This is a genomic window from Streptomyces sp. NPDC046985 (genome assembly GCF_040644415.1).
Taxonomy (GTDB): domain Bacteria; phylum Actinomycetota; class Actinomycetes; order Streptomycetales; family Streptomycetaceae; genus Streptomyces.
The window spans coordinates 23,497-40,284 of the sequence record NZ_JBEYWK010000015.1 but is presented as its reverse complement, the minus strand read 5'-3'; the positions used below and the strand labels follow the sequence as shown (position 1 = coordinate 40,284).

Annotated in this window: 17 protein-coding genes and 1 pseudogene; 8 read left to right on the top strand and 10 right to left on the bottom strand. The window is 71.9% G+C overall.

Going from position 1 to position 16,788, the window contains the following annotated elements:
- Positions 1 to 132 precede the first annotated feature (132 nt).
- From ABZ861_RS20120 to ABZ861_RS20095, 6 genes are all read right to left on the bottom strand, one after another.
- Positions 133 to 2,292, bottom strand: a complete 2,160-nt coding sequence (locus tag ABZ861_RS20120) for an RICIN domain-containing protein (RefSeq protein WP_361632181.1) — start codon at positions 2,290 to 2,292, stop codon at positions 133 to 135.
- A 93-nt stretch (positions 2,293 to 2,385) separates the two neighbouring features.
- Complete coding sequence (locus ABZ861_RS20115; protein ID WP_361632217.1) at positions 2,386 to 2,508, bottom strand: hypothetical protein; 123 nt, start codon at positions 2,506 to 2,508, stop codon at positions 2,386 to 2,388.
- A 272-nt stretch (positions 2,509 to 2,780) separates the two neighbouring features.
- Complete coding sequence (locus tag ABZ861_RS20110) at positions 2,781 to 4,415, bottom strand: CehA/McbA family metallohydrolase (RefSeq protein WP_361631899.1); 1,635 nt, start codon at positions 4,413 to 4,415, stop codon at positions 2,781 to 2,783.
- 301 nt (positions 4,416 to 4,716) lie between these two features.
- Entirely contained in the window at positions 4,717 to 5,391 is a 675-nt protein-coding gene (locus tag ABZ861_RS20105) for a DUF4232 domain-containing protein (protein WP_361631897.1), read from the bottom strand.
- Between the two features lie 524 nt (positions 5,392 to 5,915).
- Positions 5,916 to 6,086, bottom strand: coding sequence for a hydrophobic protein (locus ABZ861_RS20100; protein WP_361631895.1), 171 nt, complete (start codon positions 6,084 to 6,086; stop codon positions 5,916 to 5,918).
- Positions 6,087 to 6,342: 256 nt separating this feature from the next.
- Positions 6,343 to 7,257 carry a YceI family protein gene (locus ABZ861_RS20095; RefSeq protein ID WP_361631893.1) on the bottom strand — a complete coding sequence of 305 codons (915 nt, stop codon included), beginning with the start codon at positions 7,255 to 7,257 and terminating at the stop codon, positions 6,343 to 6,345.
- Positions 7,258 to 7,605: 348 nt separating this feature from the next.
- On the opposite strand from ABZ861_RS20095, the gene ABZ861_RS20090 reads away from it, so the two are divergent.
- The 4 genes from ABZ861_RS20090 to ABZ861_RS20075 all read left to right on the top strand — a co-directional run bounded on the left by ABZ861_RS20090 (position 7,606) and on the right by ABZ861_RS20075 (position 10,565).
- Positions 7,606 to 8,031 (top strand): tetratricopeptide repeat protein, encoded by a 426-nt coding sequence (locus ABZ861_RS20090; RefSeq protein WP_361631891.1) that lies wholly within the window; start codon positions 7,606 to 7,608, stop codon positions 8,029 to 8,031.
- A 238-nt stretch (positions 8,032 to 8,269) separates the two neighbouring features.
- On the top strand, positions 8,270 to 9,526 hold the full coding sequence (locus ABZ861_RS20085; protein WP_361631889.1) for an MFS transporter: 1,257 nt from the start codon (positions 8,270 to 8,272) through the stop codon (positions 9,524 to 9,526).
- Positions 9,527 to 9,592: 66 nt separating this feature from the next.
- Positions 9,593 to 9,883, top strand: a complete 291-nt coding sequence (locus ABZ861_RS20080) for a tetratricopeptide repeat protein (RefSeq protein WP_361631887.1) — start codon at positions 9,593 to 9,595, stop codon at positions 9,881 to 9,883.
- 37 nt (positions 9,884 to 9,920) lie between these two features.
- Positions 9,921 to 10,565, top strand: a complete 645-nt coding sequence (locus ABZ861_RS20075; RefSeq protein ID WP_361631885.1) for a peptide deformylase — start codon at positions 9,921 to 9,923, stop codon at positions 10,563 to 10,565.
- Positions 10,566 to 10,673: 108 nt separating this feature from the next.
- Here ABZ861_RS20075 and ABZ861_RS20070 read toward each other — a convergent pair whose 3' ends face one another.
- Entirely contained in the window at positions 10,674 to 12,104 is a 1,431-nt protein-coding gene (locus tag ABZ861_RS20070; RefSeq protein WP_361631883.1) for an NAD(P)/FAD-dependent oxidoreductase, read from the bottom strand.
- A gap of 197 nt (positions 12,105 to 12,301) precedes the next feature.
- Here ABZ861_RS20070 and trxA point away from each other — a divergent pair, with 197 nt between their 5' ends.
- The gene (trxA, locus tag ABZ861_RS20065; RefSeq protein ID WP_361631881.1) at positions 12,302 to 12,703 is read left to right on the top strand and encodes a thioredoxin; all 402 of its coding nucleotides are present in this window, start codon (positions 12,302 to 12,304) and stop codon (positions 12,701 to 12,703) included.
- Positions 12,704 to 12,817: 114 nt separating this feature from the next.
- Here trxA and ABZ861_RS20060 read toward each other — a convergent pair.
- Together ABZ861_RS20060 and ABZ861_RS20055 are read right to left on the bottom strand one after the other, a co-directional pair.
- A pseudogene (locus tag ABZ861_RS20060) lies at positions 12,818 to 12,997 on the bottom strand (LacI family transcriptional regulator); the annotation flags it as partial.
- Positions 12,998 to 13,110: 113 nt separating this feature from the next.
- Complete coding sequence (locus ABZ861_RS20055; protein ID WP_361631879.1) at positions 13,111 to 13,779, bottom strand: helix-turn-helix domain-containing protein; 669 nt, start codon at positions 13,777 to 13,779, stop codon at positions 13,111 to 13,113.
- A 119-nt stretch (positions 13,780 to 13,898) separates the two neighbouring features.
- Here ABZ861_RS20055 and ABZ861_RS20050 point away from each other — a divergent pair, with 119 nt between their 5' ends.
- Positions 13,899 to 14,459, top strand: a complete 561-nt coding sequence (locus ABZ861_RS20050; protein ID WP_361631877.1) for an NAD(P)H-dependent oxidoreductase — start codon at positions 13,899 to 13,901, stop codon at positions 14,457 to 14,459.
- Between the two features lie 164 nt (positions 14,460 to 14,623).
- On the opposite strand, the gene ABZ861_RS20045 is transcribed toward ABZ861_RS20050, so the two are convergent.
- A complete protein-coding gene (locus ABZ861_RS20045; protein ID WP_361631875.1) occupies positions 14,624 to 15,013 on the bottom strand; it encodes a hypothetical protein in 390 nt (129 codons plus the stop codon).
- A 236-nt stretch (positions 15,014 to 15,249) separates the two neighbouring features.
- Here ABZ861_RS20045 and ABZ861_RS20040 point away from each other — a divergent pair, with 236 nt between their 5' ends.
- Positions 15,250 to 16,230, top strand: a complete 981-nt coding sequence (locus tag ABZ861_RS20040) for an alpha/beta hydrolase (protein ID WP_361631873.1) — start codon at positions 15,250 to 15,252, stop codon at positions 16,228 to 16,230.
- Positions 16,231 to 16,323: 93 nt separating this feature from the next.
- Positions 16,324 to 16,770: a type II toxin-antitoxin system PemK/MazF family toxin gene (locus ABZ861_RS20035; RefSeq protein WP_361631871.1), complete on the top strand. Its 447-nt coding sequence runs from the start codon at positions 16,324 to 16,326 to the stop codon at positions 16,768 to 16,770.
- The last annotated feature ends 18 nt before the right edge of the window (positions 16,771 to 16,788 follow it).

Sequence of the window (16,788 nt, the reverse complement as noted above, 5' to 3'; positions counted from 1 at the left end):
TTGAGAGGACTGACGGGATCGGCTGTGCCGGGCGGCGAAGCGGCAGTCCGGTCCTCCTCTCGCACCGGCTGCCGCTGTCGGTTCTGGCCGCCCGGCCAGCTCCTCCCCTCTGGACGAGGTCAGGGACAGAGGTCAGGGATAGTCGACGAGATCGGCGACGTTGTGGGCGGAGTCGGAGGGGCCGCCTCGGTCGTTGACGATGTGCCGGATGGTGCCCGTGCCGCCCAGGGAGACCGTCACCATGTCCTTGAAGCGGACGCCGGCGGCCTGGGGCGCCTCGATGGCGTGTTCGGCGGTGACGCCCGGGTCAGCGCTGAAGTAGCAGTAGCTGCCGAAGCCGTACACCTGATGACTCGTCACCGAGTCCGCGACCTTGTACGCCGCGTAGCCCTGGGTGGAACCGTTCATCCACGCCGCCTGGTTGGGCGGATCGTAGGGCATCTCGTTCTGGTAGAAGTACGTGCGGCCCCCGTTGCCGTTCCACACCGTCTGGTGCTTCTGGTAGTGCTCGACGAACAGGCCGTACATCGTGACGTCGTCGCCGTTGACGACGAGACCGGTGTCCGCGGTGTTGCTGGTCCAGCCCACACCGCTGCCGTGGTCGGCGCGCCACAGCCACAGGTGGTCGCCGATGACGTCGTCGCTGTTGATCGTCAGGCTGGTGGTCGCCCGGCCGACGCCCGCGCCGCCGACGCGGAAGAACACGTCGTGGAGGGAGCTGGGGTCGGCGCTGTGGTCGGCCGACGAGCCCGCCGGTCCCATCTGGAGGAGTTGCGCGGAGTTGGTCGTCCCCGCGTCGATCAGCAGTCCGGCGAGCTGGACGCCGCTGACGTCGGCGACGGTCATGGCGGTGATGCCGCCGTCCGGGACGAGCGTGGCCAGCCCGAGGCCCAGCACGACCGTGTCCGCCCGGGTGACCTTCAGCGTCTGGTCCAGGTGGTAGACGCCCGGTGTCACCAGCAGGTTCTTGCCCTGCCCGAGCGCGTCGTTCATCTGCGCCGCCGTCGCGCCCGGCTTGACGACGAAGAAGTCGGAGAGCGGCAGGGAGGCGCCCGCGGGCGTGCCCCCGCTCCAGGTGGTCCCCGTGGAGTCGGTCCGCACCGCCGGGACGAAGACCTTCCAGGCGCCCGCCCCGTCGACGTAGAGGAAGGGCTTCTCCCGGGAGAGGGGCGTCTTGGCGACCGTGGTGTAGGGCGGGTTGGGGAAGCTGTTCGCGGGGGCGTTGCGCGCCCCGACGAAGACCATGTTCCAGTTGGACCCCTTCCAGCTCGACCACTCCGTGTTCCGTGACAGCCACTGCTGCTGGGAGCCCGAGTCGACCTGTCCGTCGATCTTCGAGTCCGCCAGGTAGCCGCCGCTGGACCATCCGCCGTCGTCGAGGGCGAGGTTGCCGCGCAGGTGCATCCGCCGGTAGGGGGCGGCCTGGGACACCGCCCAGCGATCGGTCCCGTTGGTCGGGGTGACCGACAGGTTCTCCGCCGAACGCCAGAAGTTCTGTGTGGCGTTGCCCTGGAACCAGTCGGCTTCCGCGTGCACCGCGCCGCGGATGGTCACGTCGTCCGGGGACAGGCCGAGTCCGGCGACCTGCGTGTAGAAACCGACGTTGGCGTCGGCGTCGTAACTGCCCGGCTTGAAGAGGAAAGCCCTGCGCGCGGCGCCGAACTGGTTGGTCTCCTGCTGTGCGAAGGCCGCGTCGAGGGTGCCCTGCACGGTGGCGGGCGGCGTCGAGGGGTCGAAGACGGTGACGTTGGGCCCGAAGTCGGGGGTCCCGGGCGGGGGCGTCGTGTCGACCGGGTCGACGCGGAAGGACTGGGCCGGCGTGCCGTTGCAAGCGTACTGCTGCAACTGCACGCTGTCCGCCGTCGAGGCCGCCGGCACGTCGAGGCACTTGCCGCTGTTGCGGTTCACGAAGTGGTAGGCCCCGGACGCCTCGGCCACGGCCTGCCACTGCTGGTTGGCGCCGGCGCCGTAGGTCCAGAGCTGGATGGGGGCGCTGTCCGCCGCCGAGACGTCGGTGACGTCCCACACCTTGCCGCCGGCGGCGGGGTCGGCGACCTGGACGTAGCCGTCGGACGTGGACGCGAACCGCCACTGCTGCGCCGCGGTGCCGTTGCAGGCGTACTGCTGGACCGCGGTGCCGTCAGCCGTTCCGGCGGCCCGCGCGTCGACGCACTTGCCGCTGCCCGCGTTGACGACGGTGGCCGCGGTGGTGGGCAGCCCGTCGGCCCGCGCGGCCGCCCGGCCGGGTGCGACGGCGGCCGCGCCGGACGCGCCGGTCGCGAGCAGGGCCACGACGGCGCTCAGCGCTCCCAGCGACCGGATGAGTGAGGACGTGCGATGTGATCTGGGCACAGATGTGCTCCTGCACTGATGGGGGGAAGGAGGTCAGCCGGTGTACTGCGTGAACACGCGCGTGCAGTCCCCGTTCTGCTGCGCGTAGCGCAGGATGGTGCGGAAGTCCGCGACGGTCACCGTCTCGTTCTGGTCGGTGACAGAGGATCTGGACATGACAATCACAGCCTTTCGGAAGAGCTGCGGAGTAGGGGACTTGCCCATGCCAGGTGGAGCGACTCGTGCGACGGTGATGGTCGGTGAACTTAAAGGTCTACACCACTCACGTCAAGGCGGCGGAACGCGTGATGCCGCCTGGACGCGGCAAGAAGTGACGTGACGGCGATCCGCCGGCGGCGCCGCCCGTGAGCCGCCGGGCACGGCCGTGCCCGGCGGCGTCCGGCGCCGGCGCGGCCGGTGCGGAGTGCGCCGCAGCGCGCCGAGAGGCGTCAGTGCTTGGAGGGCTTCAGGAAGACCGGGTTGGTCAGCGCGGCCATCGGGCCGAACAGCAGGGCGTCGCCCATGGTGTTGCCCTGGCCGGAGGCGCCGTCCGCCATCGGGTGGCGCACCTCGGCGCGGACGTACGCCGCGAGCGAGGCGGTGCTGCGCCACACCACGGTGCCGGAGCCGTCCGCGCTCAGCGACTCCTGGTGCATCTGGCCTTCGTCGGTGAGGAACCGGACGGTGCCGTGCGGCACGCCCTGGACGTCGATGCGGACGTCCACCGGTGCGTCGGCGGGAACCTTCAGCGTCTCGCCGATTCCGGCCTGGCGGCCGTGACCGGTGACGGTGAAGTCCAGCTTCACGGCGGCCGACTCCGCGATCCAGTTGCGGCCCGCGCGAACGGCCTCAATCAGGGAATCGGTGGCCAGGTCGTCCGCGTAGACCACGTTGTGCGGCAGGCCGATGACCTGCGGGTCGCTGTGGGCGTCGCTGTTGCCCATGGCCGGCAGCCACGCGCCTCCGGTGCGCACCGCCTCGCCGAGCTTCTGGTCCCAGGTGCTGACGGCGTGCTCGTCGTCGTAGGTCCACGGACCCGTCCACACCTCGGTGGCGTCCGCGTCCTCGAAGCCGAACTTCCACTGGCAGGCGACATAAGCGCAGTACATGTGCGCGGGGACCACGAGGCCGCCGGCCCGGCGCACCTGGCGGGAGAAACGGCTGAACGCGTCGTCGCGTGAGCGGTAGCGCCAGTCGATCCAGTCACCGGCCGGCAGACCGAGCGCCAGCCAGTGGCCGTTGCGGGTGGTGACCTCCTCGCCCAGGATGATCAACAGGTCAGGACCGGCGTACTCGCCCCATACGCCGTGCGAGGACGGTGTGTTGTGGTCGGTGGAGACCATGAAGTCCAGCCCGGCGGCGCGCGCGCCGGCCGCGACCTCCGAGGGCTGGCGCTTGCCGTCGGAGTAGACGGTGTGCAGGTGGCAGTCGCCGCGGTACCAGCCGCGGCCGCGGCCCTTGGCGCGCTGCGGCGGGTAGTTCCTCACCTGGGCGGGGCCGGGCTCGCCATACGTGAGCGTCACCTGCACCTTGTAGTTCATGCCCTGCGGCGCGACCTGGTAGGGGCCGAGCACGACGTTCCAGACGCCCGCGTTCACGGGGCCGGCGAGGTAGCCCGGGGTGGCGTCGTCGTTGCTGATGTCGAACGACGTACGGGAGCCGCCGGACCAGCCACGGAAACCGCGGCCGCCCAGTTCGATGCCGTGTTCGTCGAACACGCCGATGTCGCAGGAGTTGCCCGGGACGCCCGCGGGCACGGACGGTTTGTCGTAGGAGTACGACACGGCGATCTTCCGCACGCCGCGCGGGACGTCGACCGGGAGATAGACGAAGTCCGCGACACCGGTTTCCAGGAACCCGGTGACGGTTCGGGTCGCCTCGCCGCTCGTCGGGGGCTTGACGCCGCCGGAGGCGGCGTCGGCCGCCTGGGCGAACGAGACCGAGGGAAGGGTGAGGGCGGCGGCGCCCGCCGCCCCGGCGGTGAGGAGCCGTCGGCGTCCGAGGCCGACGGTCTGGTCCTGGGCAGGCGCCGTTTCGGGCTCAAGGATGTTCACCGCGTGCTCGCAGTGTCCGTTCTCGCACATTCGGGTGTCCTCGGCGAATCAGTGATGTGCACACGTGCGTGCACCGGACACCCTCAGACCTTCGGCTGTCTCCGTGGACGGCGGATGAGTGGGGAATGAAGGGCTCACGGCTCGCAGACGTCGCTCGTGGCCCCGCCGCCTGACCATCGCGAGCGCCGGGACGCCTGCCCCGAACCCGGTGACGCCGCGGCCCCCGGTGGCATGCGGCTCCAGCACCGCGTCGGCGGCGAGCAAGGCGTCGACGAAGAGCGGGGTTCGGCGAGTTGGAGTCAGGGCCCCGGACTCCAGCTCGCCGACGGCGTCAGCGGTCGCGGTAGACCGGTCCCACCCGCAGATTCTGCACGTCGGATCCGACGCACTCGGACTTGCCGAAGGGGATGTTGAAGGACTCCTTCTGGCCGGGCGGGTACACGCGCAGAGTCGGCACCTTGGTGAGGTCGCACTGCGACGCGGAGTAGCCTCCCATCCCGTTGATCATCTGAACGTCGGCGTACGCGTGGCCGTTCGGGATCAGGTAGGCCACCTCTGCCGGACTTCCCCCCACCCGCTTGGCCGACTTGCCGAGCTGGACGTTGTGGCTCTTGACGAAGGAGACCCCCGGAAACCCCTTGAGGGTGCACGTGTCCTTGCCCGTGTTCATGAACACGAGGCGCTCTCCCGTGTTCCCGCCGCCGGAGTCACCGGCGGTGGCGGTGACCTTCAGGTCGTCCGAGGAACACGCGTGCTCCGTCTCCGCGCCTGCGGACTCGGTCTTGCCGGCGGTGGTGGCCGAGGCGGCGTCGTCAGTCGCCGCAGCGGTCGTGCCGCCCCCGGTCTCCGGTGTGGCGGCGTGCGACGAGGCGCTCGACGCCTCGGCCTTATCCGGCGACGCCGACGCCGCGGAGGAATGATCCGTCGTACCGCAGGCCAAGAGAACGCATCCCGCGGCGACGATCGTCAGAGCGGCCATTCCCGGCCGGATCTTCTTGGCGTGCACAGGCCCTCCTTCACTGGTACGGACTACTGGGCCTTCAGATGCCCGCGTACCTCGATGGCACCTGCAACTACCTCGATCGTTACCTTTCGGTGATCTTGGAGTCCGTGCAGCGGCATTGCACCCGCGACCGCCCGGCGACCTGTCCGCTTCGCCCTGCGACAAGCCGGTGTTCGGGCGACCCGGTCCCGAGGGAAAGACGGCCCGGAAGGAGGGGACGCATCAGGCGGAGGCGCGAGGGGCAGGGCGCCGCGGCCGGCGCCGACCAGGCCCGTGGGCGCGTCCGCGACCCGGCGTGCATCGGCCCCCGGAGGCGGGAGGTGCAGGGTTCCCACTGCTGGCGCCTCGGGGGCCGGTGACCTTTGTCGGCTACCCGCCGGGGCACCCGATACGCCCCGTATCCCCTCCCGGCGCACTCGACGCACGAACAGCAGCACAGCAAGCGGACTGGGCCCGACCGTCATCGGTCGGGCCCAGTCCGCACGCTGCGTCAGGCGGGTGCGCCTGAGGCTGGTCGAGTGTGACGTCTACCAGCGGTACCAGCGGCCCTTTCCGCCGCCGTTGCCCGCGGGCCGGATGACGAATCCGAGCAGCCACACCACCAGCACGATCACCGCGACCCACCAGAGCGCCTTCAGCGCGAAGCCCGCACCGAAGAGAACCAGAGCCAGAAGAAGAACCAGAAGCAGGGGAACCATTGTTATCAACCTCCTGACCACCGCATGCCCTTACGCTCGCCCCGCACGCACACAAGATCCGATTTTTTTCCACCGTCTCCCGGGCGCGCACGCATCGCGTCCCACTCCCCCCGCTTCCCCTCCGCGAACGCCCGTGGAGGGGAAGAAGCGCGGGGTCGACGCGAGTCGGGCGCGGGGAGTTCGCGGACCTGGCGGGCGGTCACAAATGCGCCGCCATCCCGGTCGGCGCCGTCACATGACCCCGGCCCCCGCACCCCTATTCCGGCGGCCGCGGGATGTCGTGCGTGTGGTACATCGCCTGGATGTCAAGCTCCAGTTGCACGGTCGGGCCGACGACCGCGATCCCGCGGGCCAGCATCGAGCGCCAGTTCAGCGTGAAGTCCTCGCGGTGCAGTTCCGCCTTGGCGAGCGCGGCGCAGCGGAGTTCGCGCTCGTAGCCGCCGTTCACCGAACCGAGGTAGGTCGTCTCCAGCGCGACCGAGCGGCTCATGCCGTGCATGGTGAGCGTGCCCTGCAACGTCCACTTGGAGCCGTGGCGGTGGACGAAGCGGGTGCTCTCGAACTCGATGTACGGGTAGTTCTCGACATCGAGGAAGTCGGCGGAGCGGAGATGACTGTCGCGCGTCTTGTTGCCGGTTGCGATGCTCGACGCGTCGATGCGCACGAAGACATGGGACTCGGCCATGTTCTCCGCGATCTGTATGTCGCCTTCGAACCGGGTGAACCGGCCGTGCACGTGAGCCATGCCGACATGCTTGGCGATGAACCTGATGGCAGTGTGCGGCGGGTCGAACAACCAGGTTCCGGGGCGCGGAAGTTCCAGTTGGCGGGCCGGCTCCAGCGCGACGCGCAAGGGCGGCGTGCCGCGTCCGGCAGTGACCTGCACGGTCTGCTGGACGGGCGACAGCCCTTCGGCGGTCACCATGACGCTGTACTCGCCGGCCGGCAGCGCCGCCGTGAACAGCCCGTACGGATCGACTTCTCCGCGAACCGACATACGGGGGTTCGACACGGAGGTCACCTTGACCTCCGCACCGCCCATCGGCTGACCCACGGGATCGATCACCTCGCAGCCGATACGGCCGGCTCCAGCGGGAAGAGGCGACGCGAGCCGCCCGTCGGTCCCGAGGCCGCTTCTCGAACTCCGGTTGCGGAACACTCCGAAGACCATGGTGCTCACCTTGTCCTGACATGCGCTTCTACGAGCTGGGGTGACTGTGCGCCTCATCGCCCGGCGTCCACGGCGGGCGGCGGCCCTCGAGGTGAAGGCGGCGCGGCGGTGATCATATGCATAGAGATGACAACGTTGCCATCGTCGTCGGCTCATGGGCGGACGGCAGATGCCGCTGGGGCCGCGCCCGGAAGCTCCACCGCCTCCCGAGGTCGAAGACCGCACGGGAATGATTTAAGCTTCAATGAGGTTCCTCCACTAGTTCCCCTCGGCCTTCGCGCCGTGGAACGCCGTGGGCGTCAGCCGCCCGCGCCGCGGAACCCCTGCTCGCAGTGAACGGAGCGCGTGATGGTCGGCATACAACGAGTGAGCTGGTACGAGCGGTGGACATACGCCTGCCGTCTCTTCGAATCCCAGCGTTACCGCGCGGCTTCTCTGATCCTCCAGGATCTGGTTGCCGCGGTGCCTCGCAACCTCGACCTCCGGATGCTCCTCGCTCGTTCGTACTACCACACGGCGCAGCTTTCCCTGGCCGAGGCGGAGCTGCGCCACATCCTCGGCGCCGAGCCCGCCCACCCCTCCGCCCACTTCGCTCTCGCACGAATCCTGGAGCGCCAGCACCGCCGCTCCGAAGCCGCGCCCCACATGAGGGTCGCGGACACGATGACCGCACGGGACCTTCTTGCCCTCTCCGCCACGCCGGCGCCGGCCGGGCGACGAGTCGGTCAGCCGAGGAGAGGGCATCGGGAACTGCTCCGGCGTTTCGCGGGCTGACCTGCGCCCCGCCCGGCCGGCGCCGCGCGACTCCACGCGATCGGCGACAGCTTGTGTCATGGCCTTGGCCGATGACGCTCTTCATCGATGGCCGCCGCGATCAGGGAAGTCGATCGCCGCCGCGATCAGGGAAGCGGAACGGTCCTCGGCTCGCTGCGGGAAGTCCGGCTCGCTGTAGAAAGTAAGGACGCGGCGGACAGGCCGTACGGTGAACGCCCTACCTGAAGGACAGCGCCCTATGACCCCTACCTCGCGGAACTCCGGGGCGGCCGGACGCGCGGCGCCCCCGCCTGTCGGGCGCGGCGGCACGGGAGTGCCGGGATGGCTCGTACTGCTCCTCGCCGTCTCGACGGGCCTCACCGTGGCTAACCTGTACTACGCGCAGCCACTGCTGCCGCAGCTCGGCGCCGTGTTCCACATCAGCGAGGCGACCGCCGGGGCGCTGATCACGGTCACCCAGATCGGCTATGTGATCGGCATGCTCTTCCTGGTGCCGCTGGGCGACCGGATCGAGAAGCGCCGCCTCATCGCGATCCTGCTGTCGGTCACCACCGTGGCGCTTGTGGTCGCCGGCCTCGCCACCGACTTCTCGGTCCTCCTCGCGGCCTCCTTGTTCAGCGGGGCCACCTCGGTCGTCGCGCAGATCATGGTGCCGATGGCGGCGAGCCTGGCGCCGGATGAGTCCCGTGGCCGAGTCGTCGGCCGGGTGATGAGCGGTCTGCTGACCGGCATCCTGCTGTCCCGGACGGTCAGCAGCCTGGTCTCCGACGTCGCCGGATGGCGCGCGGTGTATCTCGGGTCGGCTGTGCTCATGGCCGTGCTGGCGGTCGTCCTGTCCCGGGCCCTGCCCGGACACGCCGCGACCACCGACCTGCCCTACCGCCAAGTGCTGCGCTCGACCGCCGGCTTCGTGCGCACCCATCCGACGCTGCTGCGGCGCGGGGTGTACCAGGCGGCGATGTTCGGTGCGTTCAGCGCCTTCTGGACGACGATCTCGTTCGTTCTCACCGGGCCGGGCTACTACTACTCGGCTGTCGGCATAGCCGTCTTCGCGCTGGTCGGCGCGGTCGGCGCCGCCATTGCGCCCCTGGCGGGCACGTGGGCGGATCAGGGCCGGACCCGTGTCGTGTCCGGCGGCGCCTTCGCCGTGGCCGGACTCTCCTTCGCGGTGGCCGGGTTCGGTCAACACAAGGTGATCTTCTTGGCCTTGGGGGCCATCCTGCTGGACATGGCGGTGCAGACCAGCCTGATCACAGGTCAGCACACCATCTACAAGCTGGACCCCCAGGCGAGGGCACGGATCAACAGCGCCTTCATCGCGATCTTCTTCACCGGAGGAGCGATCGGATCCCAGGTCGGGTCGCTGGCCTACCGAGACGCCGGGTGGAGCGCGCTGTGCCTCTTCGGCGGCCTGCTCTCAGTGGCGGCCCTGCTCTACTGGCTGACCGAGCGCAGGGCGCTCACGGCGCGGGAGCCAGACCTCGGCAACGCGTGACCGAGCACGCACGGCGCCTCATACCACGACCACGGGACCCCCGCGCAGCGCTGGGAGCGCGCCCGGATGTTCTTCGACGCCCGGGACTACGCGGGTGCCGCGCGGGTGCTCGCCGGGCTGGTCGAGGAGGTCCCGGAGCAGACGGGACCGCGGCTGCTGCTGGCCCGCGCCTACTGCCGCTCGGCGCAACTTCAGCGAGCTGAGGCGGAGTTGCGCGTCATCGTGGAAGGAGACCCGGTGGAGCGGTACGCCCGGCTGATGCTGAGCCGCACGCCTCAGCGGCAGAGCCGGCACGAGGAGGCGGCGACGCGCCTGCGCATCGCCTCGGCGCTCGCGGGCGGCTTCGGGCAGGAGTGAGGGGCCCGGGGCCGCGTCGTCGTGGCATGCTTGCCCGATGGCTTCCCCCCACGCGAGCGCGCCGCTGGCCGAGCGGGTCGAGGAACTGCTCGCCGCGGGCGGTCCGTTGCCCATCGTCACCGCCGGTCATCCGGTGCTGCGGCACGGCGCCGAACCGTTCGACGGGCAGTTGGAACCGCCGCTGCTGGCCCGGTTCGTCGAAGCGCTGCGCGACACGATGCGCGCGGCGTCGGGCGTGGGGCTGGCCGCGCCCCAGGTGGGCGTGCCGCTGCGGATCGCGGTGATCGAGGATGCGGCGGCGGCGCCCGAGGAGGTCCGGGCGGCGCGGGGACGGACGCCGCAGCCGTTCCGGTTGCTGGTCAATCCGTCCTACGCGCCCACGGGCGACGCGCGGGCCGCGTTCTACGAGGGCTGCCTGAGCGTGCCGGGCTGGCAGGCGGTGGTGGCCCGGCACGCGCAGGTGCGGCTCACGGCGCGCGACGAGGGCGGACGCGCCGTGGACGAGGTGTTCACCGGCTGGCCGGCCCGGATCGTGCAGCACGAAACCGACCACCTCGACGGCACGCTGTACCTCGACCGCGCCGAGCTGCGGTCGTTCTCGTCGAACGAGACGCTGGCGGCGCGCTGGGCGCAGCCGACCCCGAGCGAGGCGGCCCGGGACCTCGGTTTCGAGCTGCCCTGACGCACAGCCGCCTCCGGGCCCCCGTTCCGCTACGGCGGCGCCGGAGCCCCGATCGCCGCCGTGACGCACGGCCGCCTCCGGGGCCCGGTTCCGCTGCGGCGGCGCCGGTCAGTCGCGGTACGCCTCCAGCAGCCGCAGCCACACCTCGCTGATCGTCGGAAACGACGGGACCGCGTGCCAGAGCCGGTCCACCGGCACCTGCCCGGCGACGGCCACGGTCGCCGAGTGCAGCAGTTCGCCGACGCCCGGACCGACGAACGTGACCCCCCGCAGGATCTGCGCGTCCAAGTCGACCACCATCCGGGCGCGGCCGCGGAAGCCGTCCCCGTACAGCGACGCCCCGGCGACCGAGGACAGGTCCACGTCGACGGCGCGGACGCGGTGGCCGGCCTGTTCGGCCTCCGCCAGCGACAGGCCGACGGCGGCGGCCTCCGGGTCGGTGAAGACGACCTGGGGGACGGCGCCGTGGTCGGCGGTGGCCGCGTGCGGGCCCCAGGGCGCGGGGGCGTCCAGGGGATCGCCCGCGGCGCGCGCGGCGATGGCGTCGCCCGCGATCCGGGCCTGGTACTTGCCTTGGTGGGTGAGCAGGGCGCGGTGGTTGACGTCGCCGACGGCATAGAGCCAGTCGGCGCCCTCCACGCGCAGGGTGTCGTCGGCCGGCAGCCACGAGCCGGGCTCCCGGCCGACCGTCTCCAGGCCGACGTCGTCGGTGCGCGGGGCGCGCCCGATGGCGAAGAGGATCTCGTCGGCCTCGATGCGGTCTCCGCGGTCGGTGACCGCCGCCACCGTGCCGTTCTCCCGGGTCACCGACTCCACCGAGGCGCCGAGGCGCAGGTCGACGCCCGCCTCGGTGAGCGCCTGCGCGACCAGTTCCCCGGCGAAGGGTTCCATCCGGGGCAGCAGCCCCTTGCCGCGCACCAGGACGGTCACCTGGGAGCCGAGGGCCTGGTAGACGGTGGCCATCTCGGCGGCGACCACGCCGCCGCCCACCACGATCAGCCGTCGCGGCGCCTCACGGGCGCTGGTGGCCTCGCGGCTGGTCCAGGGCTTCACGTCGGCCAGGCCGGGCAGGTCGGGGAGCTGGGCCCGGGTGCCGGTGCTGAGGACGACGGCGTGCCGGGCGGTCAGCGTCTTGACGGCGCCGTCCGGGCCGGTGACCGTGACCGTGCGGGGGCCGGCGAGGCGGCCCTGCCCGCGATACAGGTCGGCGCCGATGCCTTCCAGCCACTGCACCTGGCCGTCGTCGTGCCAGTGCGAGGCGAACTCGTCCCGGCGGGCGAAGACCGCCTCGGCGTCCAGCGGCCCGCTCACCGCCTCGCTCAGGCCGGGCAGGCGGCGCGCGTCGGCTTGGGCGATGACCGGGCGCAGCAGCGCCTTGCTGGGCATGCAGGCCCAGTACGAGCACTCGCCGCCGGCCAGTTCGCTCTCCACGACCGCCGTGGACAGTCCGGCCGCGCGGGTGCGCGCGGCGACGTTCTCGCCTACGGGTCCGGCCCCGAGCACCACGACGTCGTACGCGATGGTTTCCGTTTCCGTCATGGGGCCAGTCTGGTGGGTGGTGTGCGCGGCGGCCACACGGGTACGCACGCTGGAATACGCCTGGTGCGAGCCGCGTTGGCCCGGACGGCCGGTCGTGCGGCGGGACGTCGTTCTCCGCGTCGGCGGGCGGCAGTGCATCGGCAGGCGACAGCAAGGACCGGCGAGCGCCGGCAGGCACCGGGAAGAGGGAGTGCGGCATGAGCAGCACCGTGGAGCTGACCAAGGAGAACTTCGACAAGACGGTCACCGAGCACGAGTTCGTCCTCATCGACTTCTGGGCGTCCTGGTGCGGACCGTGCCGCTCCTTCGCACCGGTGTACGAGAAGGCGGCCGAGAACAATCCCGACATGGTGTTCGGCAAGGTGGACACCGAGGCGCAGCCGGAGCTGGCGGCCGCCTTCGGCATCCAGTCCATCCCGACCCTCATGATCGTCCGGGACCAGGTGGCGGTGTTCGCGCAGCCCGGCGCGCTGCCCGAGACAGCCCTCGCCGACGTCATCGGACAGGCCCGCGACCTGGACATGGACGAGGTGCGCAAGGCCGTCGCCGAGCAGCAGGACGACGGGCAGCCGGGGCAGCCGGAACACGGCGCCCAGTAAGCGCGGCGATCGGGGCGACCGGCGGCAGGGCGCAAGAGCGGGGGTCGCGGATCGGGGTGACGGTCGCGGATCGGGGCGACCGTCGCTGCGGTCGCCCACGGACGGCCCGGCGCGTCAGGTGGACGCGCGGTGGACGACCGTCGCGCCCAGGACCGTGTGCCGCTCGGGCGCCGCGTCCGGGCGGCTTACGGCCCGGTCGACCAGGTCGGCGAGGTGACGGCCCGAGGGCAGGTCGAGGCGCACCGTGCTCGACCGCGGACGCGGCAGCCGCCCGAGCATGAGGTCGTCGGCGCCGGGTCCGGCACGCGGCAGGCCGCGACGGCGGGGATCAGACGTCACGGCCGCAGACGGCAGGCATCAGACCGCAGACCGCAGACCGCAGACCGCAGACCGCCCAGGCTGGACCGTCAGTCGGCGTCCGCGGTTCCGGTCAGGCGCTGGACGAGGTCGTGCCATCCGGCCTGGAGGCGGGCCATGGGCATGTGGCACTGCCGGGTCAGATGGTGGATGAGGGCGGGTTCGAGATAGCCCATCAGCGTCTGCCCGAGGAGTTCGGCGTCGGCGCCCGGGACCGCCTGACGCAGCAGCATCAGGACGTGGCCGTACCGGACTTGGCGGGGCGGCACGAGGAAGCGGCGGTCCGGGCACGGTTCGGCCGCCATCTGGAGTTCCAGATCGTCGGCGGCCCGGCGCAGCGCCGCGCAGCCGTACGCCCGCAACCGCTCCACCGGCGGCGCGCCGGGGCCCAGCGGTGCGGGACCGGCGAGGAAGGCGGCCTGGAACTTCTTCTCGGAGTGGTCGAGCAGCGCCGTCAGCAGACCGTTACGGTCGCCGAAGCGGCGGAAGACGGTGCCCTTGCCCACCTGGGCGGCGGCCGCCACGGCCTCCATCGTCACGCCGGCCGCGCCGTGCTCCGCCACCAGTCGCGCCGCCGCGTCGAGCAGCCGGGCGCGATTGCGCGCGGCGTCGGCGCGCAGGCCGGGTTCCTCGACGCCCGCGCCGAAGTCGAGCAGGACTGGAGCCGGCTTCTTCACTGGCTCCTGGGGCTGGGGAAACGGCGGCAGGGCGCTGGACATGATCTCAGCGTAAAGCATCGGGAACAAAACTGGACCGCGGTCCGGTTGCTCTGGTAGAAAATTAAACGGACCTCGGTCCGGATCGTTACGGCAGTGTTTCACCCCTCTTGGAGTCCCCCATGTCTGTTCGCATCCTCGCGCTCGTCGGCAGCCTTCGCGCCGGTTCGCACAACCGCCAGCTCGCAGAAGCGGCCGTCAAGCTCGCTCCGGAAGGTGCGGAGGTGCAGATCTTCGAGGGCCTGGGCGAGCTGCCCTTCTACAACGAGGACGTGGACGTCGAGGGCAGCGTGCCGGCCACCGCCGCCGCGCTGCGCGAGGCCGCCCGCGGCGCCGACGCGTTCCTCCTGTTCTCCCCCGAGTACAACGGCACCATCCCGGCCGTCCTGAAGAACGCCATCGACTGGCTGTCCCGCCCCTACGGCGCCGGCGCCTTCGGCGGCAAGCCCGTCGCGGTCGTGGGCACCGCCTTCGGCCAGTACGGCGGCGTGTGGGCGCAGGACGACACCCGCAAGTCCGTGGGCGTCGCCGGCGGCCGCGTGATCGAGGACATCAAGCTGTCCATCCCCGGCTCCCTGACCCGCTTCGCCGAGACCCACCCGATCGACGACGCCGAGGTCGCCGGCCAGCTCACCGAGGTCGTCGCCCTCCTGCACGGCCACGCCGGCGAGAACGCCGCCTGAGCCACCCGAACCCGCTGAACCGGTCGGGTCAGTCTGATCAGCCGGGTCAGCCGGATCGCGAGAGGGGCCGGAGCCGAGAAGGCTCCGGCCCCTCTTCGCACTGCCCCCGCAGAGCCTTCGCGCCGTCCCCGTACGACGCCGCCTCTCTTCGCCCGCCCGGCGCGTCAGGCCAGTTCGGCGAGGCTGCGGACGGCCCGGGAGGCGAAACGGTCGATCCAGCCCGCCGGGTCGCCGACGCGCGGGCCCAGGATCACCGTGGCGACGCCGAGCCCGGCGTAGCCCTCCAGATCCCGCAGCAGGGCGTCGTGGTCCTCGTCGGTCGCCGCCTCGCCGGTGTAGACGAACGTCTTGCGGATGTCGTCGTAGTCCCGCCCCACGGCCTCGCAGTGCCCGCGCAGCACGTCCAGCTTGTGCCGCAGTTCCTGCGGGGAGGACGGGATGAGTATGCCCGAGTTCTCCTGCGTCGCCGGACTGTGGCCGACGTCTCCCGACGCTAGGGCGTGTTTCGAAAGCAGCGTCGTCCGCACGCCGGGCGGACGGGACTTTCGCCACACGCCCTAGGTCTTCGAGCGCCCCCCACCGTCAAGGCGCGCGGCCGTGTCCCGCGCGTCGCCCCGCCGCCACCGGCCGGTCGGCGGAAATCCGCGCGGCGGGGCGGGGTCGGGCGCGCGGGCGGGTACGCGCTCGGAGGCACGTTCGCCGTATCGCCGTTCCGCCCAGCCCGTCCGCCCCAGCCCGACCCAGTCCGCCCCAGTCCGCCGCGCATCGCGGCCCCGCGTGAGGAGACGCCATGACGCCGGTCCCGCCGCCGTTCGACCCTGAACTCGCCGCCGTTCTGGAGGAGGCCGGGGACATGCTGCGGCCCGGTCTGACCCGGGCGGACCTCGCCGCCGCCCGGCGGAGCCCGGCCATGGAGCTGGCGGCCGCGCTGGACCTGACCCTGGACGGCGCCTTCACGACGGAGGACCGGACCGCGCCCGGACCCGAGGGCGCTCCCGGCGTCCCGTTGCTGATCTGCCGCCCCACGGCGCCGGCCGCCGCCGCCCGGCCGGTGCTCTACCACGTGCACGGCGGGGGCACGGTCATGGGCGACAACAGACTCGGCGTGAACATGGCCCTGGAGTGGGCGCGGGACGTGGGGGCGGCCGTGGTGTCCGTGGAGTACCGGCTGGCGCCGGAGCATCCGCACCCCGCGCCGGTGGAGGACGTCTGCGCGGGCCTGCGGTGGACGGCGGAGCACGCGGCGGAGTTCGGCGGCGACCCCGCGCGGATCGTGCTCGTCGGGGCGAGCGCGGGCGGCGGCCTCGCCGCGGCGGCGGCCCTGCTGCTGCGGGACCGCGGCGGTCCGCGTCCGCTGGGCCAGATGCTGATGTCCCCCATGCTCGACGACCGCAACGACACCCCCTCCGCGCTCCAGATGGAGGGCGTCGGCACCTGGGACCGCACGGCGAACGAGACCGCGTGGACCGCGCTGCTCGGCGAGCGGTGCGGCGGCTCGCGGGTGTCGCCGTACGCCGCTCCGGCCCGCGCCGACGATCTCTCCGGACTGCCCCCGGCGCTGCTCGACGTGGGGTCGGCGGAGACCTTCCGCGACGAGGTCGTCGCCTACGCCTCCGGCATCTGGCAGGTCGGCGGGGTCGCCGAACTGCACGTCTGGCCGGGCGGGTTCCACGGCTCCGACGGCTTCGCACCGCAGGCCGCGCTGTCCCAGGCCGCACAGGCGGCCCGCGGGGCATGGCTGCGCAGGCTGCTGGCGGTCCAGGGGAGTTGAGAGAGTCCGCTGCCAACTGACAGTACGTCGGGCTGACATCAGGAACGGTCACCCGAGGACCGTGGCCGCGACGTCGCGTTCTAGGGTGCACCCGTGACTGCCTTCACCGATGACGACGTGCCCGGCCGGCACGGCCCTTCCGCCACCGCCGAAGCCGACCCCCGCGGGGTCGGTCAGGTGCGCACCGCCTACGCGCCCGCGCACGACGGCGACCCCGACCCCGGCGAGATCGTCTGGACCTGGGTGCCCTTCGAGGAGAACGACGGGCGGGGCAAGGACCGCCCGGTGCTTGTGGTGGCCCGGGAGGCCGCGGGCACCCTGCTCGCCGTCCCGCTCTCCAGCAAGGAACACGACGGCGACCGGGAATGGGTGCCGATCGGCAGCGGTCCCTGGGACCGGTCGGGACGCGACTCATGGGTGGCCGTGGACCGGGTGCTGCGGCTGCACGAGGACGGCATGCGGCGCGAGGCGTGCGCTCTGGACCGGATGCGCTTCAACTCGGTCGTGCACCGGCTGCGGGAGCGGTACGGCTGGAGCTGACGCCCCTGAACCGCCGTC

Bases quoted from the DNA above. Each gene is read 5' to 3' on its own strand.
- ABZ861_RS20090 (WP_361631891.1), top strand. From the start codon at position 7,606: ATGGTCGGCATACAACGAGTGAGCTGGTACGAGCGGTGGACATACGCC.
- ABZ861_RS20085 (WP_361631889.1), top strand. From the start codon at position 8,270: ATGACCCCTACCTCGCGGAACTCCGGGGCGGCCGGACGCGCGGCGCCC.
- ABZ861_RS20100 (WP_361631895.1), bottom strand. From the start codon at position 6,086: ATGGTTCCCCTGCTTCTGGTTCTTCTTCTGGCTCTGGTTCTCTTCGGT.
- ABZ861_RS20115 (WP_361632217.1), bottom strand. From the start codon at position 2,508: ATGTCCAGATCCTCTGTCACCGACCAGAACGAGACGGTGACCGTCGCG.
- ABZ861_RS20075 (WP_361631885.1), top strand. From the start codon at position 9,921: ATGGCTTCCCCCCACGCGAGCGCGCCGCTGGCCGAGCGGGTCGAGGAA.
- ABZ861_RS20070 (WP_361631883.1), bottom strand. From the start codon at position 12,104: ATGACGGAAACGGAAACCATCGCGTACGACGTCGTGGTGCTCGGGGCC.
- ABZ861_RS20080 (WP_361631887.1), top strand. From the start codon at position 9,593: ATGTTCTTCGACGCCCGGGACTACGCGGGTGCCGCGCGGGTGCTCGCC.
- ABZ861_RS20040 (WP_361631873.1), top strand. From the start codon at position 15,250: ATGACGCCGGTCCCGCCGCCGTTCGACCCTGAACTCGCCGCCGTTCTG.
- ABZ861_RS20050 (WP_361631877.1), top strand. From the start codon at position 13,899: ATGTCTGTTCGCATCCTCGCGCTCGTCGGCAGCCTTCGCGCCGGTTCG.
- ABZ861_RS20110 (WP_361631899.1), bottom strand. From the start codon at position 4,415: ATGTGCGAGAACGGACACTGCGAGCACGCGGTGAACATCCTTGAGCCC.
- trxA (WP_361631881.1), top strand. From the start codon at position 12,302: ATGAGCAGCACCGTGGAGCTGACCAAGGAGAACTTCGACAAGACGGTC.
- ABZ861_RS20095 (WP_361631893.1), bottom strand. From the start codon at position 7,257: ATGGTCTTCGGAGTGTTCCGCAACCGGAGTTCGAGAAGCGGCCTCGGG.
- ABZ861_RS20055 (WP_361631879.1), bottom strand. From the start codon at position 13,779: ATGTCCAGCGCCCTGCCGCCGTTTCCCCAGCCCCAGGAGCCAGTGAAG.